Annotated in this window: 16 protein-coding genes; 6 read left to right on the forward strand and 10 right to left on the reverse strand. The window is 64.8% G+C overall.

Annotation, left to right across the window (positions count from 1 at the left end):
* Nucleotides 1-9: 9 nt before the first annotated feature.
* The 3 genes from ACKLLE_RS20015 to ACKLLE_RS20025 all read left to right on the forward strand — a co-directional run bounded on the left by ACKLLE_RS20015 (nt 10) and on the right by ACKLLE_RS20025 (nt 12,521).
* Nucleotides 10-9,123, forward strand: a complete 9,114-nt coding sequence (locus ACKLLE_RS20015; protein ID WP_420058858.1) for a DUF4347 domain-containing protein — start codon at nt 10-12, stop codon at nt 9,121-9,123.
* Between the two features lie 47 nt (nt 9,124-9,170).
* On the forward strand, nt 9,171-10,646 hold the full coding sequence (locus tag ACKLLE_RS20020; protein WP_064304118.1) for a TolC family protein: 1,476 nt from the start codon (nt 9,171-9,173) through the stop codon (nt 10,644-10,646).
* A gap of 303 nt (nt 10,647-10,949) precedes the next feature.
* Nucleotides 10,950-12,521: a TerC family protein gene (locus ACKLLE_RS20025; RefSeq protein WP_420058859.1), complete on the forward strand. Its 1,572-nt coding sequence runs from the start codon at nt 10,950-10,952 to the stop codon at nt 12,519-12,521.
* Here ACKLLE_RS20025 and rarD read toward each other — a convergent pair.
* Together rarD and ACKLLE_RS20035 are read right to left on the reverse strand one after the other, a co-directional pair.
* On the reverse strand, nt 12,484-13,371 hold the full coding sequence (gene rarD, locus ACKLLE_RS20030) for an EamA family transporter RarD (RefSeq protein ID WP_420058860.1): 888 nt from the start codon (nt 13,369-13,371) through the stop codon (nt 12,484-12,486). The genes ACKLLE_RS20025 and rarD overlap by 38 nt on opposite strands.
* Nucleotides 13,372-13,414: 43 nt before the next feature.
* Nucleotides 13,415-14,992 (reverse strand): EAL domain-containing protein, encoded by a 1,578-nt coding sequence (locus tag ACKLLE_RS20035; protein ID WP_420058861.1) that lies wholly within the window; start codon nt 14,990-14,992, stop codon nt 13,415-13,417.
* A 330-nt stretch (nt 14,993-15,322) separates the two neighbouring features.
* Between ACKLLE_RS20035 and hppD the strand changes: the two genes are divergently transcribed.
* Nucleotides 15,323-16,399, forward strand: a complete 1,077-nt coding sequence (gene hppD, locus ACKLLE_RS20040) for a 4-hydroxyphenylpyruvate dioxygenase (protein WP_009402640.1) — start codon at nt 15,323-15,325, stop codon at nt 16,397-16,399.
* 97 nt (nt 16,400-16,496) lie between these two features.
* Here hppD and ACKLLE_RS20045 read toward each other — a convergent pair whose 3' ends face one another.
* Both ACKLLE_RS20045 and ACKLLE_RS20050 read right to left on the reverse strand, forming a co-directional pair.
* Nucleotides 16,497-17,297, reverse strand: a complete 801-nt coding sequence (locus tag ACKLLE_RS20045) for a CSS-motif domain-containing protein (RefSeq protein WP_420058862.1) — start codon at nt 17,295-17,297, stop codon at nt 16,497-16,499.
* Between the two features lie 134 nt (nt 17,298-17,431).
* Nucleotides 17,432-18,133: a type 1 glutamine amidotransferase domain-containing protein gene (locus ACKLLE_RS20050; protein ID WP_420058863.1), complete on the reverse strand. Its 702-nt coding sequence runs from the start codon at nt 18,131-18,133 to the stop codon at nt 17,432-17,434.
* Between the two features lie 143 nt (nt 18,134-18,276).
* Between ACKLLE_RS20050 and ACKLLE_RS20055 the strand changes: the two genes are divergently transcribed.
* Both ACKLLE_RS20055 and ACKLLE_RS20060 read left to right on the forward strand, forming a co-directional pair.
* The gene (locus tag ACKLLE_RS20055) at nt 18,277-18,744 is read left to right on the forward strand and encodes a nucleoside deaminase (protein WP_064304123.1); all 468 of its coding nucleotides are present in this window, start codon (nt 18,277-18,279) and stop codon (nt 18,742-18,744) included.
* Nucleotides 18,745-18,766: 22 nt separating this feature from the next.
* Entirely contained in the window at nt 18,767-20,845 is a 2,079-nt protein-coding gene (locus ACKLLE_RS20060; protein WP_420058864.1) for a hybrid sensor histidine kinase/response regulator, read from the forward strand.
* Here ACKLLE_RS20060 and ACKLLE_RS20065 read toward each other — a convergent pair.
* The 6 genes from ACKLLE_RS20065 to ACKLLE_RS20090 form a co-directional block, all read right to left on the reverse strand.
* A complete protein-coding gene (locus ACKLLE_RS20065) occupies nt 20,797-21,762 on the reverse strand; it encodes a lysylphosphatidylglycerol synthase domain-containing protein (protein ID WP_064304125.1) in 966 nt (321 codons plus the stop codon). The genes ACKLLE_RS20060 and ACKLLE_RS20065 overlap by 49 nt on opposite strands.
* The gene (clsB, locus tag ACKLLE_RS20070; RefSeq protein WP_420058865.1) at nt 21,759-22,973 is read right to left on the reverse strand and encodes a cardiolipin synthase ClsB; all 1,215 of its coding nucleotides are present in this window, start codon (nt 22,971-22,973) and stop codon (nt 21,759-21,761) included. The genes ACKLLE_RS20065 and clsB overlap by 4 nt, the downstream gene beginning before the upstream one ends.
* Nucleotides 22,970-23,752, reverse strand: coding sequence for an endonuclease/exonuclease/phosphatase family protein (locus tag ACKLLE_RS20075; protein ID WP_420058866.1), 783 nt, complete (start codon nt 23,750-23,752; stop codon nt 22,970-22,972). Before ACKLLE_RS20075 ends, clsB begins: the two co-directional genes overlap by 4 nt.
* Entirely contained in the window at nt 23,749-25,011 is a 1,263-nt protein-coding gene (locus tag ACKLLE_RS20080; RefSeq protein WP_420058867.1) for an ATP-binding protein, read from the reverse strand. The genes ACKLLE_RS20075 and ACKLLE_RS20080 overlap by 4 nt, the downstream gene beginning before the upstream one ends.
* A gap of 117 nt (nt 25,012-25,128) precedes the next feature.
* Nucleotides 25,129-26,184, reverse strand: a complete 1,056-nt coding sequence (locus tag ACKLLE_RS20085; RefSeq protein ID WP_420058868.1) for a tetratricopeptide repeat protein — start codon at nt 26,182-26,184, stop codon at nt 25,129-25,131.
* A 147-nt stretch (nt 26,185-26,331) separates the two neighbouring features.
* Nucleotides 26,332-26,739 (reverse strand): glycine zipper domain-containing protein, encoded by a 408-nt coding sequence (locus ACKLLE_RS20090; RefSeq protein WP_009402621.1) that lies wholly within the window; start codon nt 26,737-26,739, stop codon nt 26,332-26,334.

Raw genomic sequence — 26,739 nt, forward strand, 5'->3', positions numbered from 1 at the left:
AGGTGCAGCATGAAATTCATCGAACGACTCTCGCGCAAGTCGGCCCGGCAGCCCCAGTCCGCCGAGCCCGGCCAGGCCCCGCTGCTGATGGCCCTTGAACCGCGGATCATGTTCGATGCGTCCGTGGGCGTGGTTGCCCAGGATGCTGCGGCGCAGACGACTGCCGACGCGGCCAAGGACAGCACCTCCAGCAATGAAAGCAGCCAGGCGCCAGCGGCGTCCGGCGAAACGGCGAGCCAGCAGCAGGGCAGCCAGCGCAACGAAGTGGTGTTCGTCGACGGTCAGGTCAGCAACGTCGGGCAACTGCTCGAAGGGTTGTCGCCCAAGACCGAAGTGGTGGTGCTCGACCCGAACAAGGACGGCCTGCAGCAGATGGCCGACTACCTCAAGGGGCGCGACAACCTCGACGCCATCCACCTGTTGTCCCACGGCGCCGACGGTACCGTGCAACTGGGCAACGTCTGGCTGGCCAGCAACAACCTCGCCGAGCATCGTGCGGCACTGGAGAGCATCGGCGCGGCCTTGAAGGCCGACGGCGACCTGATGATCTACGGCTGCGACGTAGGGCAGGGTGGCAAGGGCCAGGCCTTCATCGATCAGTTGGCGGCGATTACCGGCGCCGACGTTGCCGCTTCGGTGGACGACACCGGCTCCGCGGCGCTGGGTGGCAACTGGACGCTGGAGCGCAGCAGCGGCGCCATCGAGACCAGCGCCTTGAGCGTCGCTGGCTACGACAGCCTGATGGCTTCGACCTACACCGGCGGCGCGGTGGCCAGCGCGCCGGTGCTGGGGACCACCACCAACCAGATGAAATACGTGGTCGGCGACTTCAACGGCGACGGGCGTGCCGACATCCTCTACCAGGCTGCAGGCGCCGGTGGTGCCTGGAGCTTTGCGCAGAGCAATGCAGACGGCACCTTCACCATCTTCAGCCAGGCCAGCTCGATGTTCGCCGGCCTGACCCTGACCGACGCCGCCACCGGCGGCGCCAACTACCACGCCGGGGATTTCAACGGCGATGGTCGCATCGATCTGCTGGCCGCACCCGTGAGCGGTCCGACCATGAAGCTCTACCTCAACACCGGGTCGGGCTTCACCAGCCAGGACGTGAGTGGCCCGAGCTTCGGCGTGCGTACCCTGGTGGGTGATTTCAACGGCGACGGCGCCCTCGACATTCTCTACCAGACCGGCGGCACCGGCTCGTCCTGGGCATTGGCGGTGAACAGTGGCGGCGCCACGCCAAGCTTTACCACCCTGACCAGCGCCAGCGGCGCCGCCTGGCCGTTCGCCGGTATCACCTTGCCCGACTTCAACGCCTACAACTACAAGGCCGCCGATGTCGATGGCGACGGCTACACCGACCTGATCCATGTCGCGTCGGGCATGCAGATGCGCTATTTCCGCAACAACAACGGCGTCTTCGTCGATATGACCGCCACCGCGGCCCTGCCGACCGTGTCCGTGACCCGGGCGATCGTCGCCGACTTCGATGGCGACGGCGACGCCGATATCCTTTACCAGACCGGCAACAACGGTACGGTCTTCCGTTACATACGCAACGACAATGGCACCTTCGTCGACGTGGACCAGGCCAGTTCGCCGTTCGCCAACGTGACCCTGCCGGACATGAACGCCCAGCAGTTCCGTGTCGGTGACTTCGACGGCGACGGCGATCTCGACCTGATCTCCACCTCGTCCACGGCAGCCAGCACCGCCATCTTCTACCAGAGCGGCAGCCTGCCGAAGCTGGTCAGCTCCAGCCCGGCGGACGACAGCCTGACCGTTACCCCGAATGCCAATATCACCCTGACCTTCGACCAATCGGTGGCCAAGGGCACGGGCAACATCTATATCGTGCGCACCAGCGACAACGCGATCATCCAGACCATCGACGTGGGCAGCGGTGCGGTCACCGGCTCCGGCACCACCTGGACCATCGACCCGCCGGCGGACATGGTGGCGGGCGTGGCCTACGCCGTGCGCATCGACAACAAGGCGTTCGCCAACGCCAACGGCCAGGTCTACAAGGGCATCCAGAACAATACCGCGCTGAACTTCACCGTGACCGCGGTGGCGGCGCCGGTGATCGGCAACCTCAACGGCGACCTGGTCAGCTACCGCGAGGACGCCGCCTACGTGCTGCTCGACCAGAACGGCGACGCCACCATCAGCGACGCCGACTCGGCCAACTTCAACGGCGGCAAGCTGACGGTGCAGATCGCCAGTGGCGGCACCAGTGCCGAAGACGTGCTGTTCATTCGCGACCAGGGCGCCGGGGCCAACCAGATCGTGCTGTCCGGCGCCTCGATCCTGTACAACGGCCTGGTGATCGGTACCTTCACCGGCGGCAGCAACGGCAACCCGCTGGTGGTCACCCTGACCAGCAACGCCACGGCGACTACCGTCGCTGCGCTGGTGCAGAACCTGGCCTACCGCAATTCCAATACCATCGAGCCGTCGGCGGCCACGCGCAGCGTCTCGATCAGCATGGACGACGGTGCCGGCGGCAGCAGCACGGTGTCGACGGTCACCCTCGACGTCCTTTCGGTCAACGATGCCCCGGTGGTCAATGTCAGCGGCACCAACCCGACCTACACCGAGAACGGTTCGGCGGTGCAGCTGTTCAGCGGCGCGACGATCAATACCGTCGAGACCGGGCAGAGCGTGATCCAGATGACCTTCACCGTCACCGGCGTCGCCAACGGTGCGGCGGAGAAACTGGTGATCGACGGCAGCGACGTGAACCTGGTCAACGGCACCAACGTGGTGACCGCGATCAACGGCACGACGGTCTCGGTCTCGGTGGTCAGCGGTACCGCGACCATCACCCTGACCCACAGCGGCCTGTCCAGCTCGGCAGCGCAGGCCATCCTCAACGCCATGGCCTACCGCAACGACAGCGAAAGCCCGAACACCGCCAACCGGGTGGTGAGCGTGGATTCGGTGCGCGACAACGGCGGCACCTCCAACGGCGGGCTCAACACCGCCACGGTAGGCATCCTCAGCACCGTGACCGTGGTCGCGGTCAACGACGCGCCGACGCTCAGTGGCGGCCCGTACACCTTCCCGAACACCAACGAAGACACCACGACCCCGGGCGTGCTGATCTCGACCCTGCTGACCAGCACCTCCTATGTCGATCCCGACGTCGGGGCGCTGCGCGGTATCGCCGTGTACGTCACCACCGGTCGCGGCACCTGGCAGTACTCCACCGACAACAGCAACTGGACCGACTTCGGAAGCGTGGCGCCGACCAGCGCGCTGTTGCTCAGTTCCACGACCTATGTGCGCTATATCCCCGACGGCGCCAACAACGAGACGGTGTCCATGGGCTTCCGCGCCTGGGACCAGACCTCCGGCAGCGCTTCCGCCAATGGTAGCCGCAGTCTGGCCGATACCTCCGGCAACGGCGGCAGCAGTGCCTTCTCCACCGGCACCGCCCAGGCCAACCTGACGGTCACCGCCGTCAACGATGCGCCGGTGATGAACCCGGTGTCGCCGAGCCTGTCGCCACTGACCGATACCTCCACCGCCAGCGCCGGTGACCTGGTCAGCTCGCTGACCGGCGGCATCACCGATGTCGATACCGGCGCCGTGAAGGGCATCGCCATCACCGGCCTGACCGCCACCTATGGCAAGTGGCAGTTCTCCACCAATGGCGGCACCACCTGGACCGATGTCGGTATCGTCTCCAACACGGCGGCGTTGATCCTGCGCCCGACGGACCGGGTGCGTTTCGTCCCGGACGGCATCCATGGCGAAACGGCGACCATCACCTACAAGGCCTGGGACCAGACCAACGGCACCGCCGGTTTCCAGGGCGCCAAGATCAATACCAGCACCTCCGGCGGCACCTCGGCCTATTCCACGGCGACCGATACCGCCACGGTCACCGTGACTGCGGTCAACGACCGCCCGGTACTGACCCCGAGCGGCGGCAGCGTGGCCTGGACCGAAGGCAACAACGTGGCTTCCACCCCGGTAGTGGTGGACTCCAACCTGACCCTGTCCGACCCGGATGGCCCGAACCCGGGCAGCGCGACCGTGCGCTTCTCCAGCTACAACAGTGCCCAGGACGTACTGGCGCTGGTCACCGACCCGGCGACCATGGGCAATATCCAGGCAAGCTGGGATTCCAGCACCGGCATCCTGACCCTGACCTCCGCCGGCAACCAGGCTACCCTGGCGCAGTTCCAGGCGGCCCTGCGCGCAGTGACCTACAACAACAGTTCGGAAAGCCCTACCACCAGCAACCGTGTCGTGCAGTTCCAGGTGACCGACGGTGGTGGCATGGCCTCGGTGGTGGTCTCGCGCAGCGTGACCATTACTGCCGTGGACGACGCCCCGATCATCAGCGCACCTGCTACCGTCCAGGTGACCGAGGACGTGCCCACGGCGATCAGCGGCATCAGCATCGGCGATGTCGATTCACTCAACGCCACGGTCACCCTGACCGTGACCAGCGGCACCCTCAGCGCGGTGAGCGCCGGTGGCGTGCTGGTCAGTGGTACGCCGACCACGCTGATCCTCGATGGCAGCATCGCCAACATCAACACCTTCATCGCCAACAACCGGGTGACCTTCACCACGGCCGCTAACGCCACCGCAGCTGTTCCCCTCACAATGAGAGCCGACACCGGGAGCGTGTCCGACGTGGTGACCAACATCACCCTGGTGGTCACCGAGGTAAACGACGCACCGGCGGCCACTGTGCCGCCATCCATCACCGTGACCGAGGATGTCGCCAGCGTTATCAGCGGTATCAGCTTCACCGACGTCGATGCCGGCACCAATAGCGTCACCGCGACCTTCTCGGTACCGAGCGGTACCCTGGCGGCCACCAGCGGCCTGGGCGTGACCGTTGTCGGTTCCGGTACGGGTGAGCTGACCCTGTCGGGCAGCCTGGCCGATATCAACTCGTTCCTCGCGGCCAACAGCCTCACCTTCAAGACCGCCCAGGACGCCACCGCCAGCGTGATCCTGACGGTGAAGATCGATGACAACGGCAATACCGGCGGCCCCGCGCTGACCGACACCAAGACCGTGACCCTCAACGTCGCCGCGGTCAACGATGCTCCGGTCAACAGCGTGCCGGGCGCGCAAACCGCGCAGCAGGGGGTTGCCCTGGGCTTCAACAACGCCAATGGCAATGCCATTTCCATCAGTGATGTGGATGCCAACGGCGGCCTCGTTTCGGTGACCTTGACCGCCAACAACGGTCTGCTCACCTTGGGCAGCCTTAGCGGTATCACCCTGGTCACCGGTACCGGTGTGAACAACATCACCATGAGCTTCGAAGGCACCCTGGCCAATGTCAACGCCGCGTTGCAGACCCTGAGCTTCCGCTCGGCGAGCAATTTCCTCGGTGCGGCCAGCCTGACCGTCGAGACCAACGACAACGGCAATTCCGGCAGCGGCGGGGCCAAGCTCGATATCGACACCATCGCGATCGACGTGGTCCCGGTGAATCCGAAGGTGACCAGCGTGTCCGCACAGGGCCCCGACCGGGCGGTGAAGGTCGGCGACGAAGTGCTGATCAACGTGTCCTGGGACCAGGCCGTCACCGTCAGCGGTGGTACCCCGAGCCTGCTGCTCGAGACCGGGCTGGTCGATCGCAACGCCGTGTATGTCAGCGGTTCGGGCAGCAACACCCTGGTGTTCAAGTACACCGTGCAGGCCGGCGATATCAGCGCCGACCTGGACTTCCAGAGCACCACGGCGCTGCAGCTCAATGGCGCGCTCATCACCAACGCCACCAGCGACCTGGCGGTCCTGACCCTGCCGACTGTGGGTGGGGCCAACTCCCTCGGCGGACGCAGCGCTATCGTGGTCGATGGTGTGGTGCCGGTGGTCGGCAGTGTCAGTGCGCCGAGCAATGGCACCTACATCACCGGTCAAGGCCTGGACTTCACGGTCAACTTCAGCGAAGCGGTGACGGTCGATACCGGCACCGGCATCCCGCGCATCGCCATTACCCTGGATACCGGCGGCACCGCCTATGCCGAGTATGTCTCGGGCAGTGGCAGTAATGCCCTGGTGTTCCGCATGGTGGTCGCCAGCGGCCAGCTCGACGCCAATGGCGTCACGGTGGGCAGCAGCATCGACCTCAACGGCGGCGCCATCACCGACCTGGTCGGCAACGCTACCGTGACCACCCTGAACAGCGTGGCCAGTACCGCCGGGGTGGCGGTCGACGGCATCGCGCCGAGCGTGGTCAGCGTGGTTGCGCCGGTGGATGGCAGCTACAAGGCCGGCGACGTGCTGACCTTCACCGTCAAGGCCAGCGAAGCCCTGCAGATCGGCAGCCTGACACCGCGCCTGGCGCTGGATGTCGGCGGGGCGACCCGCTATGCCAACTACGTTTCCGGCAGCGGTAGCGACACGCTGGTGTTCCAGTACGTGGTGCAGGCGGGAGATAACGACAGCAACGGTATCGCTGTGAACAGCCTCGACCTGCGTGGCGAACAGCTGACCGACCTGGCCGGCAACGATATCGATCCGGCTCTGGGCACCGGCAACCTGCCAGGCGTACTGGTCGATACCACCGTGCCGACTGCCAGCAACATCGTGCGCGTTGGCGCCAGCCCGACCAACAGCGGTTCGGCCAGCTTCACCGTGACCTTCAGCGAGGACGTGAGCGGTGTCGATGCCGGCGACTTCACCCTGGCGTTCGGCGGTTCTGCCGGCGGCAGCATCGCCAGCGTCACCCGGGTCGATGGCCGCACCTATACCGTGCTGGTCGACAACCTGGCCGGTACCGGCACCGTGCAGCTCAACCTCAACGCCAGCGGCACCGGCATCGCCGATGCTGCCGGCAACGCCCTGAGCGGCGGCCTGAATGGCGCCAGCTACAGCATCGACCGCGTCGCCCCAAGCGTGACCAGCGTCGATGTACCCAACGGCGGCACTTATGTGGCAGGGCAGAACCTGGACTTCACCGTGCATCTCGACGAGGCGGTGCAACTGGATACCAGCGGTGGTTCGCCACGCCTCGAAGTGACCCTGGCCAATGGCGAGAAAGCCTACGCCACTTACCTGTCCGGCGCTGGCGGCAACGCCCTGGTGTTCCGTCTGACCGTGGTCACCGGGCAGTTGGACAGCGACGGTATCCAGCTTGGCAGCGCCCTGCAGCTCAACGGCGCGACCCTGCGCGATGCGATCGGCAACGATGCCAACCTGACGCTGAACAACGTCGGCGATACCTCGGGCGTCAACATCGATGCCGTGGCTCCGGTGGTTTCCACGGTGACCCTGCCGGCAAACGGTGTCTATAACGCCGGCGACGTGCTGACCTTCACGGTCAATGCCAGCGAGAACGTCAATGTCGATACCAGCAGCGGTGTGCCGCGCGTGGCCCTCACCATCGGCAACGTAACCCGTTACGCCACCTATGTCTCGGGCAGTGGCACCTCGGCGCTGGTGTTCCAGTACACCATCCAGGCTACCGAGAACGCAGCGGGTGTCGGCCTGGCAGGCAGCATCGACCTGGACGGCTCGACCATTCGTGACGCCGCCGGCAACAACATGAACCTGAACCTCAACGCCCCGGGCACCGCCAGCGGTGTGGTGGTGGATACCCAGGCGCCGAGTGTCAGCAATATCGTCAATGTCGATATCACCCCGACCAATGCCGGCAGCGTGCGCTACACCGTGACCTTCAACGAGTCGGTGAGCGGTGTGGACAGCGCTGACTTCACACTGGCGTTCACCGGCAGCGCCAGTGGCCGCATCGCCTCGGTTACCCGCATCGACGGCAGCACCTACCAGGTGTTGGTGGACAACCTCTCCGGTGCCGGCAACGTGCGCCTGAATCTCAGTGCCAGTGGTACCGGCATTGTCGATGTGGCGGGCAACCCGATCACCGGCGGTCTGAACGGCAGCGTCTACAGCATCGACCGCGTGGCGCCTTCGGTGACCAGCGTAAGCGTGCCGCCCAGCGGCACCTACACCGCCGGCAAGACCCTGGACTTCATGGTCAATACCGACGAAGCGGTGCTGGTCGACAGCGGCGACGGCAACCCGCGCCTGGCCATCACCCTGGACAACGGCCGGGTGGTCTATGCCGATTACCTGTCCGGTTCCGGCAGCACGGCGCTGACCTTCCGCCTCACCGTCACCAGCGGCATGGCCGGCAACAGCACCTTCGCGGTGGCGTCGAGCATCGACACCAACGGCGGTACCCTGCGCGATGCCCGCGGCAACGATGCCAATACCGGGCTGAACAATGTCGGCAGTACCAGCGGCATCCTGGTCGATGCCCGGGCGCCACGGCCGAGCAGCATCGTGGTGGACGGCCCGGTCCTGCCGACCGACCGCAGCCTGAGCTTCACCCTGACCTTCGACGAGGCGGTCAGTGGTGTCGATGCCAGCGACTTCAGCGTGCTCGGCACGGCCAGCGCCAGCGGGGTGGTGCAGTCGGTGCAGCGCATCGATGCACAGACCTACCGCATCGTGGTGGGCAACCTGCGCGGGCAGGGCACCTTGTCCTTGAGCCTGAATGCGCCGGACAGCGGCATCCAGGACGGCGCCGGCAACCTGCTGGCACAGTCCTTGGTCAGTGCCGGGCAGACCCTGCAGAGCCAGGACGTCGGCGATCTGGAATACCGGCTCAATCCACCGGACAGCTCGGGCCTTCCACAACCTGCAGTGATCCAGCCGCAGGTGCCGGGCATCGAGATCAACGAAAGCATCTCGCCGCTGGCCCCGGGCTCGCTGTTCGAGGTGCGGACCGTGGGCGGCGACCTTAGGCCGCTGGGCACCATCTTCCTCGGCCAGGCCGGCAGTGCGCCGAGCTTCATCGCCCAGGTCTTCGGCAGCAGCGACAGCGGCCTGGGCAATGGCGACGGCCAGGGCTTCCTCGGCTTTGGCGGCGGCACTGGCGGACTGTTCGGCGCCAGCACCTTCGCCAACATCTTCAACCGCGATGTGCCGGGTGTCAGCGAGATGAACGTGTTCAACGGCAACCAGTGGAAACAGAGCGACCTCAACCAGGGGCTGCGCGGAGTGTTCGGCGTGCCGACCTTCGGCCAGCAACTGCAACATATCAACGAAGCCGACCAGCGCCAGGTGCGCGAGTTGGCCAAGGCCCTCGCCAAACCGGCCGAGATCGGACAGCGAGCATGACCAGCACAACTCTTGAGAATCGAGCCGTACCTGGGGGCGGCGCAAGGATGAATAAAAAGCACAAACTGTTTGCCGCCAGCCTGCTGGCCTTGGCTATCGGCGGCTGCGCCGTGACCAGCGACCCGATCGAGCGCAGCGCCAGCGAAGAGCGTGCCCGCAGCGACATGGCCAGCATCTACAAGGACCAGGAGCCCCTTAGCGGCCCCCTGACGCTGCACCAGGCCATGGCCCGCGCGGTGAAGTACAACCTCGAAGCCCGCCTGAAGGTGATGGAAGAAGCCCTCGGCCAGCGCCAGCTGGACCTGGCGCAGTTCGACATGTTGCCGCGCATGGCCCTGTCCGCCGGCTATGCCGGTCGCAACAATGTCAGCGCCTCCAGCAGCCAGAGCGTGCAGACCGGAACCCAGTCCCTCGAGCCTTCGACCTCCCAGGACCGTGACCGCGAGGTCGCCGACCTGACCATGGTGTGGAACGTGCTGGACTTCGGCGTCAGCTACTTCAGCGCCAAGCAGCAGTCCGACCAGCGCTACATCCTTCAGGAGCGCAAGCGCAAGGTCATCCATACCATCACCCAGGACGTGCGTTCGGCCTACTGGCGTGCGGTGGCGGCAGAGCGCCTGCTCAAGCAGATCGATACCCTGATGGGGCGGATCAACCAGGCGCGCATCAACAGCCAGCTGATGAGTGCCCAGCGCATCGGCGACCCGGTCCAGGCCCTGAGCTACCAGCGTGCTTTGATCGAGGCCACCCGCCAGCTTGAAGAGCAGCGTCGTGCCCTTACCCTGGCCAAGACCGAGCTGGCCGCGCTGATCAACCTGCCGATGAACCAGCCCTACACCCTGGCCCTGGACGATAGCTACGCGGTGCCGCAATTCCAGGGCGATTTCGCCAAACTGGAACAACAGGCGCTGGCCAGCCGTCCGGAACTGCGCGAGCAGGACTACCAGGCGCGCATCAGCGCCACGGAAACCCGCAAGGCCATGCTGCGCATGCTTCCGGGCCTGGAGTTCTCCGCCGGCGGTCACTACGACAGCAACTCCTTCCTGGTCAACCAGAGCTGGGCCGACTATGGCGTCAAGGTCACCTGGAACCTGTTCAACGTGCTGTCCGGACCACGGGCGATCAAGGTTGCCGAAGCGGGCCAAAGCGTAGCCGAGGCACGCCGCCAGGCCATGTCGGTGGCGGTGCTGGCGCAGCTGTACGTCGCCCGGGCGAATTTCGAGGAGTCCAGCCGGCAGTTCAAGACCAGCGAGGAAATGGCCCGGCTCGACGGACAGATCGCCGAGCAGCTGCGCAACCGTTTCCAGACCAACAACATCGGCGAGCTGGAGCTGATCCAGGGCGAGCTGAACAACCTGCAGACCCAGCTCAAGCGTGACCTGTCCTATGCCGAGTTGCGCAATGCCTACGCGCAACTGGCGGTCAGTGCCGGTACCGACCCGCTGCCGCGGGAATTGCCGGACGACAAGGTACAGACCATCGCCAACGCCCTGCAGAGCAGCGAGGCCAACTGGAATCGTTGATTCTGCTGTGCAAGTGAGGGCCTCATCGCTGGCAAGCCAGCTCCCACAGGGTTCGGCAGCGCCGCGGACACTGTGGGAGCTGGCTTGCCAGCGATGAGGCCTGAACTGACCACACAGAATCCTGACTTACACATTGAAATACTTTCCCTGTGTAGTAAAACGCCGCTACAACTGTAGGATCGACGTCCCTAATTGATCTCAGGTTGATATGACTTCCTTCTCCTCGGAGCCCCCCAGTACCAGGCCTTCATGGCCTGTCTTTTCGTCCCGTCCCCGTGACCTTGCCCGCATGAGTACCCGTCCATGGAATGGCTAGCCGATCCCACCGCGTGGCTGGGACTGGCCACGCTGATTGTCCTGGAACTGGTCCTGGGCATCGACAACCTTGTCTTCATTGCCATCCTCGCCGACAAGCTGCCGCCTCATCAGCGCGACCGTGCGCGGGTCATCGGCCTGTCGCTGGCGCTGATCATGCGCCTGGGCCTGCTGGCTTCGATCTCGTGGATGGTGACCCTGACCGCACCCTTGTTCGAGGTGTTCGGCAAGTCGTTCTCCGGACGTGACCTGATCATGCTGTTCGGTGGTGTGTTCCTGCTGTTCAAGGCCACCATGGAGCTGCACGAGCGCCTGGAGGGCCACGTGGTGCAGGCCGGCGGGCCGGTGCGTCATTCGGCGTTCTGGCCGATCGTCGCGCAGATCGTCGTGCTTGACGCAGTGTTCTCGCTGGATGCGGTGATCACCGCCGTGGGCATGGTCGAGCACCTGTCGATCATGATGATCGCGGTGATCTTCTCGATCGGCATCATGATCGTCGCCAGCAAACCGCTGACCCGCTTCGTCAACGCCCATCCGACAGTGATCATGCTGTGCCTGGGCTTCCTGATGATGATCGGTTTCAGCCTCACCGCCGAAGGCCTGGGCTTCCATATTCCGAAGGGCTACCTGTACGCGGCGATCGGCTTCTCCTTGCTGATCGAGGCCTTCAACCAGCTGGCCCGGGCCCGGCGCAAGCGCAGCCTGCAACAGCACAAGCCGTTGCGCGAGCGCACCGCCCACGCCGTCCTGCGCTTGCTTGGCGGGCGCCGGGTTGAAGCCGACGAAGTGGGTGAAGAAATCGCCGACCTGGTGGGCGATGGCGACGAGCAGGTGCTGTTCGACCGCCGCGAGCGGGTCATGATCAGCGGCGTGCTGAACCTCGCCGAGCGGCCGATCAGGACGGTGATGACGGTGCGTGCCGAAGTCGACGCTATCGATCTGGCCCAGCCGCCGGAAGCGATCCGCGAGGCGTTGATGAACTCTTCCTACTCGCGCCTGCCGGTGATCCGCGACGGGCGTGTCGAAGAGCCGCTGGGCTACGTGCACAAGAAGGAACTGCTCAAGGTGCTGCTGGCCGGTGGCGAGCCGGACCTGGAGCAACTGATGCGCGCGCCGTTGAACCTGCTGGAGAGCTTCAGCATCCTCAATGCCCTGGAACAGATGCGCAGCGAATCGACGCACATTGCCTTCGTGGTCAACGAATTCGGTGATTTCACCGGTGTCCTGACCATGACCGACATCCTCGAGTCGATTGCCGGCGAACTGCCCGATGCCAGTGAAGTGGTCGGCCCGGGCATCGTCGCCGACCAGGAGGGCTACCTGGTCAGCGGTGCCCTGAATTTGCGCCAGATCCAGGCGCAGACCGGCTTCGCGGCCCGGCCCACCGACGACTACCAGACCCTCGCCGGGCTGGTGATGAGCCTGCTGGACCGCCTGCCGATGGTCGGTGACCAGCTCGAGTGGGAAGGCTGGTCGCTGACCGTGGTCGAAGTGGAGGAGCGCCGCGTGCGCCAGGTCCGTCTCAGGCAGCCGGCCGACGCTGGCGCAGCAGGTGCCTGACGCCTTCGATGATCAGCACCAGGACTGCCAGCCAGATCGGCAGGTAGGTCAGCCACTGGTCCGGGGCGATGCTTTCGCCCAGGATCAGTGCCACCATCACCAGCAGCACCGGTTCCACATAGCTGAGCAGGCCGAACAGGCTGAACGCCAGCATCCGGCTCGCCAATACGTAACTGATCAACGCCAATGCACTGATCGCGCCCAGCAGCGGAATCAGGGCGTAGAGCTGCGGGTGGGTGTCCAGATCAGCGCCCGACAGCGGTCCGCTGATGACGAAGTACAGCGCGGCCGGGGACATCAGCAGCATGTCCGTCCACAGCCCGCCCAGATGGTCGGTGTGCAGGCGTTTACGCAGCACGAAATACACCGGATAACCCCCGGCGACCACCAGCACTTCCCAGGCGAAACTGCCGTGCTGGTACAGCTCGTGCCCGACCCCGGTGGCCGCCAGGGCTACGGCGACCTTCTGCAGGCGTGATAGACGCTCGCCATAGACCAGGCGCCCGGTCAGGACCATGGTCAGCGGCAGCAGGAAATACCCCAGCGACACTTCCAGGCTGCGCCCTTGCAGCGGTGCCCAGAGAAACAGCCAGAGTTGCACGCCGACCAGCGCCGAGGTCGCACACAGGCCAAGGAACAGGGCAGGGGTGCGTTGCACCCGGCGCACCAGGCCGGTGACCAGCGACCAGTCGCGGGTGACGATCATGAACAGGGTGGCGCAGGGCAGGGTGAGGAGCATGCGCCAGCCAAAGATTTCCTCACCGTCGAGCGGAGCGAGCAGGGAGGTGTAGTAATACATCACGGCGAACAGGCAGGACGCCATCACCGATAAAGCAATGCCTCTGGACAAGGGGGCCTCGAACAACAGTGAAACGGGAGGAAAGGTTGACCGCTCATGATCTCAGGGCCGGCGTCGCTTCGGCAACCGCCGGCCGCTGTTGGTCGCCGAGGGCCGTGATGAAGTCGCCCAGGGGCATGGGCCGGCCGAACAGGTAGCCTTGCTGGTAATCGACGTCGAAGCGCGCCAGGTAGTCTCGCTGCTCAGCGGTTTCCACGCCCTCGGCGACGATGCCCAGGCCCAGCTTGGCCGACAGCTCGATGATGCTGTCGAGGATATGCAGGGAGAGCGCATCGACACCGATCATGCCGACGAAGCTCTGGTCGATTTTCAGGTAGTCGACATTGAAGTGCTGCAGGTAGCCGAGGCTCGACTGGCCGGTGCCGAAATCATCGATCGCCAGCAGCACGCCCATGCGGTGCAGGCGTTCGAACAACTGGTCGGTGATCGGGCCGGGTTTTATCGGTGTACGCTCGGTGAGCTCCAGGGTCAGTTGCACGCGCCCCGGGGGAAAGGCGTCGAGCAGGGCCTGGCAGTCATCGCACAGGCCCGGATCCTGGCAGTGGGCGGCGGTGACATTGACCGCCAGGTGGAAGCCGTCCTCGAACAGATGGGCGTGGGGCGCCAGGTCGCTGGCCAGGCGCTCCATCAGGCGCCGGGTCATCGGCACGATCTGCCCGCTGTGCTCGGCATAGGGAATGAACAGGTCCGGGCGCACCAGGCCTTCGCGCGGGTGATGCCAGCGCATCAGCACCTCGGCACCGGACCAGCGGTAGTCGCCACGGCGCACCACCGGCTGGAAATAGGGCACGAATTCATCCGCCTCGAGGGCCCGTTGCAGTTCGGCACGTGGTGACGAAGCACGCCGCAGTTGCCAGTAGCAGGCCGCGCCGGAACCGGCGCCGAGAAACAGCAGCAGGCCGAACAGCGCCGGGTATTCGCTGCGCATCAGGCGCCAGGCCTGGCCAGCCTGGAAACCGCTGTACACGGAAAAGGCGTAGCGCTGCGAATCCACTCGCTGCGGGGCGACCGGATAGCCTGGCACCGCACCCTGGCGCACCTGGCCGAGCTTGTCGATCCAGTGCGCGCCGACCTGCAGGCGCAGGTCGATGTCCGGGGCGATCAGTTCCAGGGCGCTGGTCAGGTGATCGCCATCGAGGGTGGTGATCGCGCCCCTGGCGCCGTCGCTCAGGCGATAGACCAGCAATGGATGGCCCGGGGTCACCGAGTTGCCGTCCATCAACCACAGGCTGCCGTCGGTATAATCCGTCGGATCGACCTTTTCGCGGAATTCGCCGAACAGCGAGGTGCAATAGATCTCGTCATCGAGGGTCAGGTTGGTGGAGCGCACGAACGAGCGTCGGGTGACCTGCTCGCGCAGGGCCAGGTCAACCTCGGTGCAGGGCCTGCCGGCCATGGGCAGTAGCGTGCGTGCCGCGGCGGCGACATTGTCCAGGACCTGCTCGAGGTGGCTGACCGCCTGGCGGGCGCTGTTCTGCGCACGGGCCTGCAACTCGCGCTCGGCCTGCCAATGCATGATTGCCAGCCCGCCCAGCACGGGCAGCGCGCCCACCAGCCAGGGCAGCAGGCGACGCAACAGGCGCGCGCGGCGCCGGGATTTGTGCAGGGGCATGGGCGGGATCCATCCTTGGGCTGGTTCGCATAGCATAGCGGGCAATGCCGCCGTCTATCCTGTGGGTTGCCGCGCCGATGAAAGCAATGCGCGACAAATGAAATTACGCACTGTAGAATCGCGTTACGAATACAACAATAAGGTTCCCGTCCACGGGGATCGAACCCGCCGAACATGGGTCCTCTATGAAGTGTCATGGATTCAAGCTGATTCTTGGTGACTTCCTTGCCCGCAGTACCCGGGGCATTTCCTGCGCGCCACCACGTTCACTCGCATCGACCGAACAGTAACTCGCGTTATTCAACCGTTTTGATGATGAGGCATACGAACATGGCAGATCTCTTCGACAACCCGATGGGCCTGATGGGCTTTGAATTCATCGAATTCGCTTCGCCGACCCCCGGCACCCTGGAGCCGATCTTCGAGATCATGGGCTTCACCAAGGTCGCTACCCACCGCTCCAAGGACGTCCATCTCTACCGCCAGGGCGGGATCAACCTGATCCTCAACAACGAACCGAAAAGCGTTGCGTCCTACTTTGCCGCCGAGCATGGCCCGTCGGTCTGCGGCATGGCGTTCCGCGTGCGCAATGCCCATGAAGCCTACGCCCGTGCCCTGGAGCTGGGCGCCCAGCCGGTGGAAATCGAAACCGGCCCCATGGAGCTGCGCCTGCCGGCCATCAAGGGTATCGGCGGTGCGCCGCTGTACCTGATCGACCGCTTCGAGGAAGGCAGCTCGATCTACGACATCGACTTCAACTGGCTGGAGGGAGTCGATCGCAATCCGGTCGGCGCCGGGCTGAAGATCATCGATCACCTGACCCACAACGTGTACCGCGGACGCATGACCTACTGGGCCGGGTTCTACGAGAAGCTGTTCAATTTCCGCGAAATCCGCTACTTCGACATCAAGGGCGAATACACCGGCCTCACCTCCAAGGCCATGACCGCCCCGGATGGCATGATCCGCATCCCGTTGAACGAAGAGTCGTCCAAGGGCGCCGGGCAGATCGAAGAGTTCCTGATGCAGTTCAACGGCGAGGGCATCCAGCACGTGGCCTTCCTCACCGACGACCTGATCAAGAGCTGGGACGCCCTGAAGAAACTCGGCATGCGCTTCATGACCGCGCCGCCGGAAACCTACTACGAGATGCTCGAAGGCCGCCTGCCAGCCCATGGCGAGCCAACCGCCGAACTGCAATCGCGCGGCATTCTCCTCGATGGTTCGTCCAACCCGGACGACAAGCGTCTGCTCCTGCAGATCTTCTCGGAAACACTGATGGGCCCGGTGTTCTTCGAGTTCATCCAGCGCAAGGGTGACGATGGTTTCGGCGAAGGCAACTTCAAGGCGCTGTTCGAGTCGATCGAGCGCGACCAGGTGCGCCGTGGGGTGCTGAGCACCGATTGATGGTGTTTTGTTGTTGCTGATGGCCTCATCGCCGACAACGCCGGCTCCCACAATGTGGAAGCCGGCGTTGTCGGCGATGAGGCCCGTTCAGACCTGTCTATACCGCCCGGCCCACCCCGCGCCGCCGTCGATACATCGCCCAGTAGCTCCCCGCCGCCGTCATGATGCCCACCAGCAACAGCGACGGTGCGACCACCCTGCTGTTGTCCAGCAATTGCCGTGCGGCATGCCCGGGCGGATGGACGATATGGATGGTGTAGCCGTACATCGGCGATACCTGGCTCATGCCGGGCTCGCTTGCCAAAGCCTGCAGGCTGTCCTGGACTTCGCCGGTGGCGCCGATCAGCGTCGGCCCGAACTGCAGTTTTACGCTCTCCGGTTGCCGCGTGCCGTGCAGGATCCGTTGCAGGATTTCGCCGTCGGCCACCGCCAGCACACCGTAGGGATATTCCTGCAGGCGGTAATAGAGGATTGCCGAGTCGGGGGTGTTGTCGTTGCCCGCTTCCAGGCGCAAGCGATGGTTGAAATAGTCGCCGGGGTCCACCAGCAATCCGGATTCGCCGCGCAGGGTACTGCAATAGGCGCGGTTTTCCCGAACCAGGGTCAGCGAGCGCAGCTCCGGGTTGCCGACCACCTCGCTGTGCAGGGCGGGCAGGGCCTTGTCGCAGGGGTACTCGGCGAGGTTGAGGACCTTGTTGCTGGCCCCGTGCAGCGAGTCGATCAGGCTATCGACACCCAGCCGGGCGTCGCGCAGGGCAAGAATGGAAGACTCGTCGAGCTGCTTGTTGACCTGCCAGGCCATTACCAGCAAGCCGAAGGCCACGGGAGCCAGGCCGATCAGCAGCAAGGTCGGCAGGGTGAGCAGTGCGTGGCTGGAACGGGAAGTACGAAGGGGCATGATTCACCTATAGGCAGAAGGCCACGACCGGATGGGGCCGGACCGAAGCCGATCAGCATAAGTGAGCGCTATACCCGCTTCCTGTACGAGCAGCTGACAGGACGTGTCGGATTCTTCGTTTCGTCAGGACGCTGTCATGTTTGCGCGGACTCGAGCGCGCTGACCACCAGGCGCCCGACCGCAGCGCCGGATGCCGGATTCTGCCCGGTGACCAGCCGCCCTTCCTTCTGGTCCACGACGGCGAAGGCTTCCCACGGATCCTCTGCCTTGCAATAGAGCCCGCCGCGGGCGGCCAGCTCGGTTTCGGTCAGGAAGGGCACTACCTTGTCCAGCTCCGCCAGTTGCTCCTCGATATTGGAGAAGCCGGTCACTTCGCGATCACGCAGCAGCAACGAGTTGTCACTGAGCTTGATGTTCAACAGGCCCACCGCGCCGTGACAGACCGAAGCCACCACGCCACCGTTTTCCCAGATCTGCCGGGCAATCTCCTGCAGCCCATGGTTATCCGGAAAATCCCACAGTACGCCATGTCCGCCGGCGTAGTAGATCGCCCGGTAATCGCGGGGCCTTACCTGTCCGGGCGCCAGGGTGTTGCCGAGGCGGTTCATGAACGCTTTGTCGTTGTACCACTGCCAGTCGATGTCCTGTGCCAGGTTCAGGCTGTGCGGATCGACGGGCACGTAGCCGCCCGCAGGGCTGCAATAATCGACCTGGTAACCGGCCTGCTGAAGGACGTCGGCGAAATGCACGGCTTCGCCCAGCCATAGGCCGGTAGCGCGCTTGAGAGTGGGGTATTTGGCCGTATTGGTCAGCACCACCAGAACTTTCTGGCTCATTGCGGTGATCCTCGGCGGGGTGGAGAGGGAGGTCGGAGGTGATTTCGAACCTGTACAGCATAGTTCCCCGGGAAAAGCCCGCCACGACCTATGGCTATGTGCTAGCGTTTTGAAAGTTGTCTGCAAATGCACAGGAGAGTGACATGGTCGATGCCCAGCAGCAGTCGCAGTTCATGCAGGCCGCCATCGACGAGGCCCGCCTGGGCCTGGAAGAGGGCGGCATTCCCATCGGTTCGGTGATCGTCCATGCGGGTCGCATTATCGGCCGCGGGCACAATCGGCGGGTCCAGCAGGGCAGTGTGGTGCTGCATGGCGAGATGGATGCCTTCGAGAATGCCGGGCGCCAGGATGCGCGGATCTATGCCCAGGCCACCCTGTACACCACCCTTTCGCCCTGCGCCATGTGCAGTGGGGCGATCCTGCTGTACGGGATCCGCGAGGTGGTGGTCGGGGAAAACCGCACCTTCATGGGCGAAGAAGCGCTGCTGCGCGAGCGCGGTGTGCAGGTCACGGTACTGCAGGATGCGCAGTGCATCGACTTGATGACCCGCTTCATCCGCGAGCGTCCGGCGCTGTGGAACGAAGACATAGGACAGGAGTCCGATCGCTGACAGCGGTCAAGGAAGCGCAGCGATGCATATCATTCATCTCGCACCTCGTCCGGTCCAGGCCCAGGGCATGAGCGAGGCGGTACGCCAGTTCGACTGGAGCAGTACCTCGCTCGGCCCCCTGCATCGCTGGCCCAATTCGCTGCGCATCGCCGTGGACCTGATGCTGGCGTCGCGCTTCCCCAGTTGCCTGGTCTGGGGCAGCGATATGATCACGCTCTACAACGACGCCTTCGTGCCCATCCTGGGAAACAAGCCGAACCCGCTGGGCCGTCCGTTCAATGAGGTATGGAGCGATATCTGGGGCGAAGTGGGCGAGCTGGTGTTTCGGGTCATGGAGGGGGAAGCGGTCTTTCTCGAGAACTTCCCGCTGGTTACCAGCCGCAACGGCACGCTCGAACAGGTCTATTTCACTTTTTCCGCAAGCCCGGTGCGCGATGAGAGCGGCCAGGTCGCCGGATTTCTCGACACCGTGCTTGAAACCACCAGCAGCGTCGAGTCCGAGCGGCAATGGCGCGAGCTGGCCGGATCCTTCGAGCGCCAGGTGCAGGAACGGACGGCCGACCACACCCGCTTGTGGGAGCTGTCCAGCGACCTGATGCTGGTGGTGCAGGAGGATCTGCGCCTGCGCACGTTCAACCCGGCCTGCCGGCAACTGCTGGGTTGGGATGACGACCTGCATGGCCGGTCACTGCTGGACATGCTGCACCCGGATGACCACCTCGTCGTCCGGCAGCTCCTCCAGGGCGCCCAGCCGAGCGGCGAGGGGCGCTTGCGGCATGTCGACGGGCATTACCGTCGGTTCAGCCTGGGCGCCATGCCCGGCTCGGACTTCACCACCTTGCTGGGCCACGATATCACCCAGGCCCGCGAACGAGAGGACGCCTTGCTCCAGGCCGAGGAGCTGTTGCGTCACGGTCAGAAAATGGAAGCGGTGGGTCAGTTGACCGCTGGCGTGGCCCACGACTTCAACAATCTGCTGACCGGTATCAGCACCAGCCTCGAATTGCTCGAGCGCCGCGTGGCCCAGGGGCGCGTGGACACTATCGACAAATACCTGGACGCCGCCCGCCAGGCCGCCGATCGCGCCGCCGAGCTGACCCGGCGCATGCTGGCATTCTCCCGTCGCCAGCCATTGTCACCGCGCCCGGCGGATCTCAACGACCTGCTGACGAATATCGAACCGATGATTCACCAGGCAATCGGTCCGGATATCGAGCTGCGCTGGCAGGTGGACCCGCGTCCCTGGTTGATCGAGGTGGATGTCAGCCAGATGGAAAACGCCCTGATCAATCTGTGTGCCAATGCGCGCGATGCCATGCGCCCCCGGGGCTGGGTGAAGATCAGCACCTGCTACGAACGGCATTACAGTGCGCTGCCCGGCGTCGACCTGCCACCGGGCGATTATTGCTGCCTGAGGGTGGAGGACAACGGCTGCGGCATGTCGCGGGAGGTGGCCGCCAGGGCCTTCGATCCCTTTTTCAGTACCCGGCCTGCAAGCGAGCGCAGTGGCCTTGGCCTGTCCATGGTGTATGGCTTCGTGCGCCAGTCCGGTGGCAGCGTTCGCATCGTTTCCGAAGAGAGCAAGGGCACCTGCATAGAGCTGCTCCTGCCGCGTTTCATCGGCTCCGACGTGCCCCTGCCACAACCGCAGCCAGAGCCCACGCAACCGCAGGCGCCCCTGAGCATGCCGGCCGGTCGGCTGCGGGTCCTGCTGATCGACGACGAGCCGGTATTGCGCATGGTCATTCGTGAATCCTTGCAGGACCAGGGGCTAGAAGTGCTGGAGGCAGGGGATGCCAGCAGTGGCCTGGCCCTGTATGAAAGCGCCGGATCCCTCGACCTGGTGATCACCGACATAGGCTTGCCCGGCGGGCTCAGCGGTATCGAGCTGGCCAAGGCGGTGCGTGCTCGCGCGCCCCGGCAGCGGATTCTGTTCATCACCGGTTTTACCCGTGAATCATTCAACACCAGCGGGCTGGACGAGCAGGGCATGGACCTGCTCGTCAAACCGTTCGACCTGAACGCGCTGCTGCGCAAGGTCGCCAGCATGCTTCAGCCAGTCCCGCCCTCGGTCGCCGACGTGCCAGCACGGCCGCGTTGACGGGCGGCTACCCGCTCCAATACCAGGTAGGTGACGCAGGCGACCAGCAGCGGCAGCAGGAAATACACGGCGCGGTAGCCGATCAGTGCCGCCAGCAGCGTGCCCTGGCTGTATTGACCTTGCAGCAGGGTGATGAACACACTTTCCAGCACGCCCAGCCCCGCCGGAATATGGGTGATCACCCCGGCGATGCTGCTGACCATCAGGGTCGCCAGCAAGGTCGGATAACCAGCCTTTTCCGGCAACAGGGTATGGATCACCAGGCCCATCAGGCACCAGTTGCCGGCACCCATCAGCGCTTGCAGCGCGGCCAGGCGCCAGGAGGGCAGGGTGATCTGCTGACCGCGTATGTTCCACTCCCGCCGTTTGGCGAAGCGGCACGCCAGCAGATAGCCGATGGCCGCGATCAGCATGGCAATGCCGATCACGCGCAAGCCGCTGCTGCCGATCTCCAGGCCAGCGGGAAGCTTGGGAAAGCCGAGGGTGAACAGGCAACCGGCGACCAGCAAATAGCCCAGCCAGTTGGTGACCAGGCCGAAACCAAGGATGCGGGTGATGGTCGGGGTGTCCAGTCCCAGGCGCGAGTACAGGCGAAAGCGCAGGGCAACGCCGCCTACCCAGGCGCTCAGGTTGAGGTTGAAGGCATAGCAGACGAACGCCAGGGGCAACACCTGGCGCGCCGGCAAGCGGTGACCGGTATAGCGGCGACCGAGCAGGTCGTAGCTGCTGAACAGGACGAAGCTGCACACTACGAAACCCAGGGCGATGAGTAGCACGGTTGGCCGGTAGGACGTCAACGCATGCCAGACTTCGCCCCAATCCTGGTTGCGCAGGAGCATGAACAGCAACACCGGGACCAGGATGAAGAACAGCACCGTCAGCGCCTGGCGCGCGCGTTTCCACAAGGTCTTTTTCAAGAGAGGCGCTCCTGCACGGTTTCAGCATCCTGGTACAGCGGCTTTACCCGCGGCTTGTGCGCCGGCAAGCCGGCGACCAGCGCCGGGAAGTAACGGGTGAAGTGGAACGTCAGGAAAATCAGCGGCGCGCGCCACCAGTAACCGCGCAGCACCCGTTGCAGGCTCACCGTCTTGCAGCGCTTGTTGCGCAGTTCGTCCAGGTGTTCGAACAGGCGCTGGTTGAAGGCTTCGTCACGGATCACCAGGTTGGCTTCAAGGTTCAGCGACAGGCTCAGTGGATCGAGATTGCTGGAGCCGACGGTGCTCCAGTGCCGGTCCACCAGGGCCACCTTGCCGTGCAGCGGTCGTTCGCAATATTCATGGATCTTCACCCCGTCGCGCAGCAGGTAGTTGTACAGCAGCCGCGAGCACAGGCGTACCCAGGGCATGTCCGGCATCCCTTGCAGGATCAGGGTCACGTCCACCCCGCGCCGCGCGGCATTGCGCAAGGCACGCAGCAGGCGGTAGCCGGGGAAGAAGTAGGCGTTGGCAATGATGATGCGCTCGTGGGCGCTGACAATGGCGCGCAGGTATTGCTGCTCGATGTCGGTGGGGTGCTCGTTGTTGTCGCGGATGATCAGGCGCATCTGCGCCTGTTCGCTGTCTGGCTCCAATACCGGCGCCCGGCGCCACCAGGCGCGGTTGCGCTGGCCGATGCGGGCGTGGCTGTCGAGCAGCTTGAGGGTTGCCTTGCGCAGGTCATCGACGATCGGGCCGCGTACCTGGACCGCGTAGTCCTGCTTGGCCAGGGGGCCGAAATCGCCGAGATGGTCGGCGCAGTAATTGATGCCGCCGATAAAGCCGAGCGAACCGTCGATCACCAGGATCTTGCGGTGCAGGCGGCGGAACAGGTTGGTTCGCACCCCCAGGCGCATCGGACTCGGGTCGAAGGCCTGCAGGTCCACACCGGCATCGAACAGCGCCTGGAGGTACTCGCGGCTCAGCTCGGCGGTACCGTAACCGTCCACCAATACCTGCACCCGCACCCCGCGCTGGGCGGCCTCGATCAGTACCTGCTGGAGTTCCAGGCCAACCTTGTCCTCGTAGATGATGAAGGTTTCCAGCAGCACTTCTTCGCGGGCCTGGCGGATGGCCTCGAACGCCGACGGGTAATATTCCTCGCCGTTGATCAGTAGCTGCACTTCGTTTTCCGCACGCCATTCGGTGCTCATAACAGGACCTCGACACAGAGTGGCAGGTGGTCGGACAGATGCGACCAGGGTTTACGCGACATCACCCGAGGCTCATGGGCCCGGGCATTGCGCAGGTAGATTCGGTCAAGACGCAGCAGTGGCCAGCGCGCCGGGAAGCTGCACGCTGGTGCGCCGTAGGCGCGGGTGAACACCTCGAACAGGCCGCGACTGGCGAGCAGGGCGTCGGCACGCTGGCGCCAGTCGTTGAAGTCGCCAGCGATCACCACCGGTGCGTGCTCGGGCAGGGTGTCGAGCAGGCCGCACAGCAAATGCAGTTGCTGGGTGCGCTGGCGCTCGTCGAGCCCCAGGTGCACGCAGATGGTGTGCAACCGGCGTTCGCCGGGCAGGGCCAGCACCGAATGCAGCAGGCCGCGTTGCTCGCTGCCATCGACACTGACATCGAAGTTGTGGTGTTCGAGGATGGGAAACTTCGACAGCAGGGCGTTACCGTGCTCGCCCTCGGGATACACCGCATTGCGACCGTAGGCGAACATCGGCCACAGGCTGTCGGCCAGGAACTCGTATTGCGGCAACGGCGACCAGCCCGGATGGCGCTGGGCATGACGGCTGTGGCTGCCGAGCACTTCCTGGAGAAATACCACGTCGGCGTGATGCGCACGTACCGCCTCGCGCAGCTCCGGCAGCACATAGCGACGATTCAGCGGGCTGAAGCCCTTGTGCACATTCACCGTCAGCACGCGCAAGGCGCTGACCGGTTCGACCTGGCTCAGCTCCAGGGGGCGTTGTGCCTGGGTCATGGCTGCCCTCCGTCGGCCGGGCATGCCGCAGCAGCGCAAGCTGCGGCGTTTTCCGGATGATGGCGCGGCAGCAGCAGCTCCACCTCGGTGCCCTGGCCCACCCGGCTGTGCAGGCTGACATGACCGTGGGACTGGCGACTGAAACCGTAGACCATGGACAGGCCGAGGCCGGAGCCCTGGCCGCTGCCCTTGGTCGAGAAGAAAGGATCGAATGCGCGTTCCAGGGTGCTTTGCGACATGCCGCAACCGTTGTCGGTGACGCTGATGCGGACGAAATCATTGCCATCGAAAGGATGGGCTTCGGGCAAGGGACGCAGCAGATGGAGATTGCTGACCTCGATGCGCACCTCGCCTCCATCGGGCAAGGCGTCGCGGGCATTGACCAGCAGGTTGTCCAGGGCTTCCTGCAATTGCCGGGCATCGGCCCTGGCCGGCCACAGTTCCTTATCGATGCGTAGCTTCAGGCGTACGCCCGGGCCGACCAGGTCGCTCAGGCGCTTGTGCTCCAGCAGAGCGGCCAGTTGCACCGGGCGGTCGTCCAGCGACTGGCGCCGGGAAAAGGCCAGCAGGCGATGGGTGGTGCTGGCGGCCTGTTGCACCGCGGTGAGGCCCATGTCCACCAGCCTGGGAACGTCCTCCGGGCGTTGCTGGTCGATGCGCTGGCGGATCAATTCCAGGCTGCCGCCGATGCCGGTGAGCAGGTTGTTGAAGTCATGGGCCACGCCGCCGGCCAGTTGGCCGATGGCCTCCATTTTCTGGTTCTGGTGCAGGCGTTGCTCTTCTTCGCGCAAATGGCGAACCCGCTCTTCGGTCCGACGCTGCAGGCTGGCCAGTTCCAGTCCTTGCTGGCAGCTGTAGTACTGGCGACGCCGGGCACGCAGGGAGGTGTGGGCGAGGTCCAGCAGGGCCTGGTCGGCAAAGGGGCAGGGCAGGATGAACAGATTGCCCAGGGCCAGGCGCAGATGCGCATTGCAAGCCATGGTTTGATCGCCGTCGCCGATCAGCACTACCGGCAGGTCCGACCATAATGGCTGGCTGCGCAGGTGGCATTCGAGCCGCGAGGATTCGGCATCTTCCAGGCATGTCCGGGCAATGATCGCAAGGCCTGCACCCTGGTCAAGCGCGTCGGCCAGCTCTTCGACATTGCCCATGGCCAGGGCAATGAGCCCGGCCTGTTCCAGCAGGTTCCGGGTGTGGTCGCTGATCGGCGGTGGCGCCAGGATCAGCGCACGCTCGCTGTTGGCTGACGAATGATTCACGGTCGATCTCCTTGGAAAGCGCCCCGGGCAGCGTTTCATCTGCAGCGGATGCACTCTCTCTGGACCGCGCCGTGAAAGCGCGGGTTCAAACCGATTGCGCGAAGGACGCCGGTAGCGTCAGAGGCCTTGCTGGACCAGGGGATCGTCGGGGTTCTGCTGCTCCAGTTGGGCCAGGAGGATCTGCACGTTCTGCAACTGGCCGCTTTCCTTCCAGTACTCGATCAGCAGTACCCGCGCCTTGCGATTGGCCGGCTGCCGGGCGAGCAGGGTTTCCAGCTGCTTTTGCGCCACCTGGAGCTGGTCGAGGCTGTGCAGGCTGACCGCCAGGGTATAGCGATAGTCGCTGTTGTCCGGCTCCAGCTCCACCGCCCTGGAAAATGCCAGCAGGGCGTATTCGTCCTGCTGATGACGCAGCAGCCATTGGCCCAGTTCATATTGCAGCAAGGCGGAATCAGGATAGCGCTGCAAGGCTTCGGCCAATACCGCACGAGAGCCTTCGCCCTGGCCCTGGCTGTCGAGCAGGCGTACCCGGGTGGCTATGGCCTCGAGGTTCTCCGGCTCCAGCTTCAGCGCCTGGTCCAGTGCGCTGGCGGCGGCGGGGAAGTCGCGCTCCTGCAGATAGAGGCGGGCCAGGTGCACCTGGTCCTGTACATCTTCGCTGCGCGTCTGCAGGGCCAGTTGGTACTGGTCGAGCACGTTCTGCAACGGTGCGAAGTACAGGCCGATGTCATCGGGGCTCAAGCCTGCCAGGGCGTCCACCGCAGCGAAGCGTACGCTGTCGTCCTCATCGTCGAGCAATGGGCCGAGGAGCAGGCTGCGCTGGTTGGCCGGGACCATGGCGGCGATGGCCTCGAGGGCGGCGCGACGTACCAGGGGATCGTCGTTACGCAGGTCCTGGCTGGCCAGTTTCAGGGCCTGGGGAGACGGATAGTTGGGCAGTTCTGCGTAGAGGCTGGCGCGGCGGATGGCCGACAGGTCGTCGCGCCCGAGTTGCTGGTACAGCACCCGGGCAGCTCCGGGCAGGCCATTATGCGCCTGGGCCAGGGCCTTGACGTAGGAGTGCTGGAGTGCCGGATTGGGTGCCGGAGGGTCCTTTTGCAGCGCCAGGCTGCCCAGGCCCGCCAGCAATAGCAGGGCGAGGCCGGCGAACAGGTAGATACGCGGTCGGGGCATGCGTGATCCGGACGGGGATTACGGAAAAGCGCCAAGCTTGGGTCAGACGAATGCTTGAGTCAATGCGTGGGATATGCCTTGGGCTGTGCAATGCTCCCATTGTCGAGAGCACTGCACGTCGAGAACACAGCGCAAAGCGCCGCGTTATCAATGACCGCGATGATGACGCTTATGCTTGTGCTTGCCGGAGTCGTGGCGATCGTCATCGGCCAGGTGATTGCCCAGCGCGCCGCCCGCAGCCCCGCCGAGGCCTGCACCGATGGTCGAGCCGGTGGAGCCGCCGACCTTGCCGCCCAGCACCGAGCCACCGGCCGAGCCAAGGCCACCGCCGATCGCGGCTTCGGTACGATTGCCTTTCTTCGCACCGACGGCGCTACCGGCAGCGCCACCCAGGCCGGCACCGATGGCCGCGCCGGTGCTGCCGCCGATCTGTTGTCCAACCACGTTGCCCAGCGCGCCGCCGAGGCCGCCGCCAATGGCGGTGGTGCCGTCACCGGCCAGCGCGGCCTGGGAGATCAGGAAACCTAGAGCAAGAGTAGGCAGTGTGAGACGCAT

It is taken from the genome of Pseudomonas bharatica (assembly GCF_048586865.1).
Classification (GTDB): Bacteria; Pseudomonadota; Gammaproteobacteria; order Pseudomonadales; family Pseudomonadaceae; genus Aquipseudomonas; species Aquipseudomonas bharatica.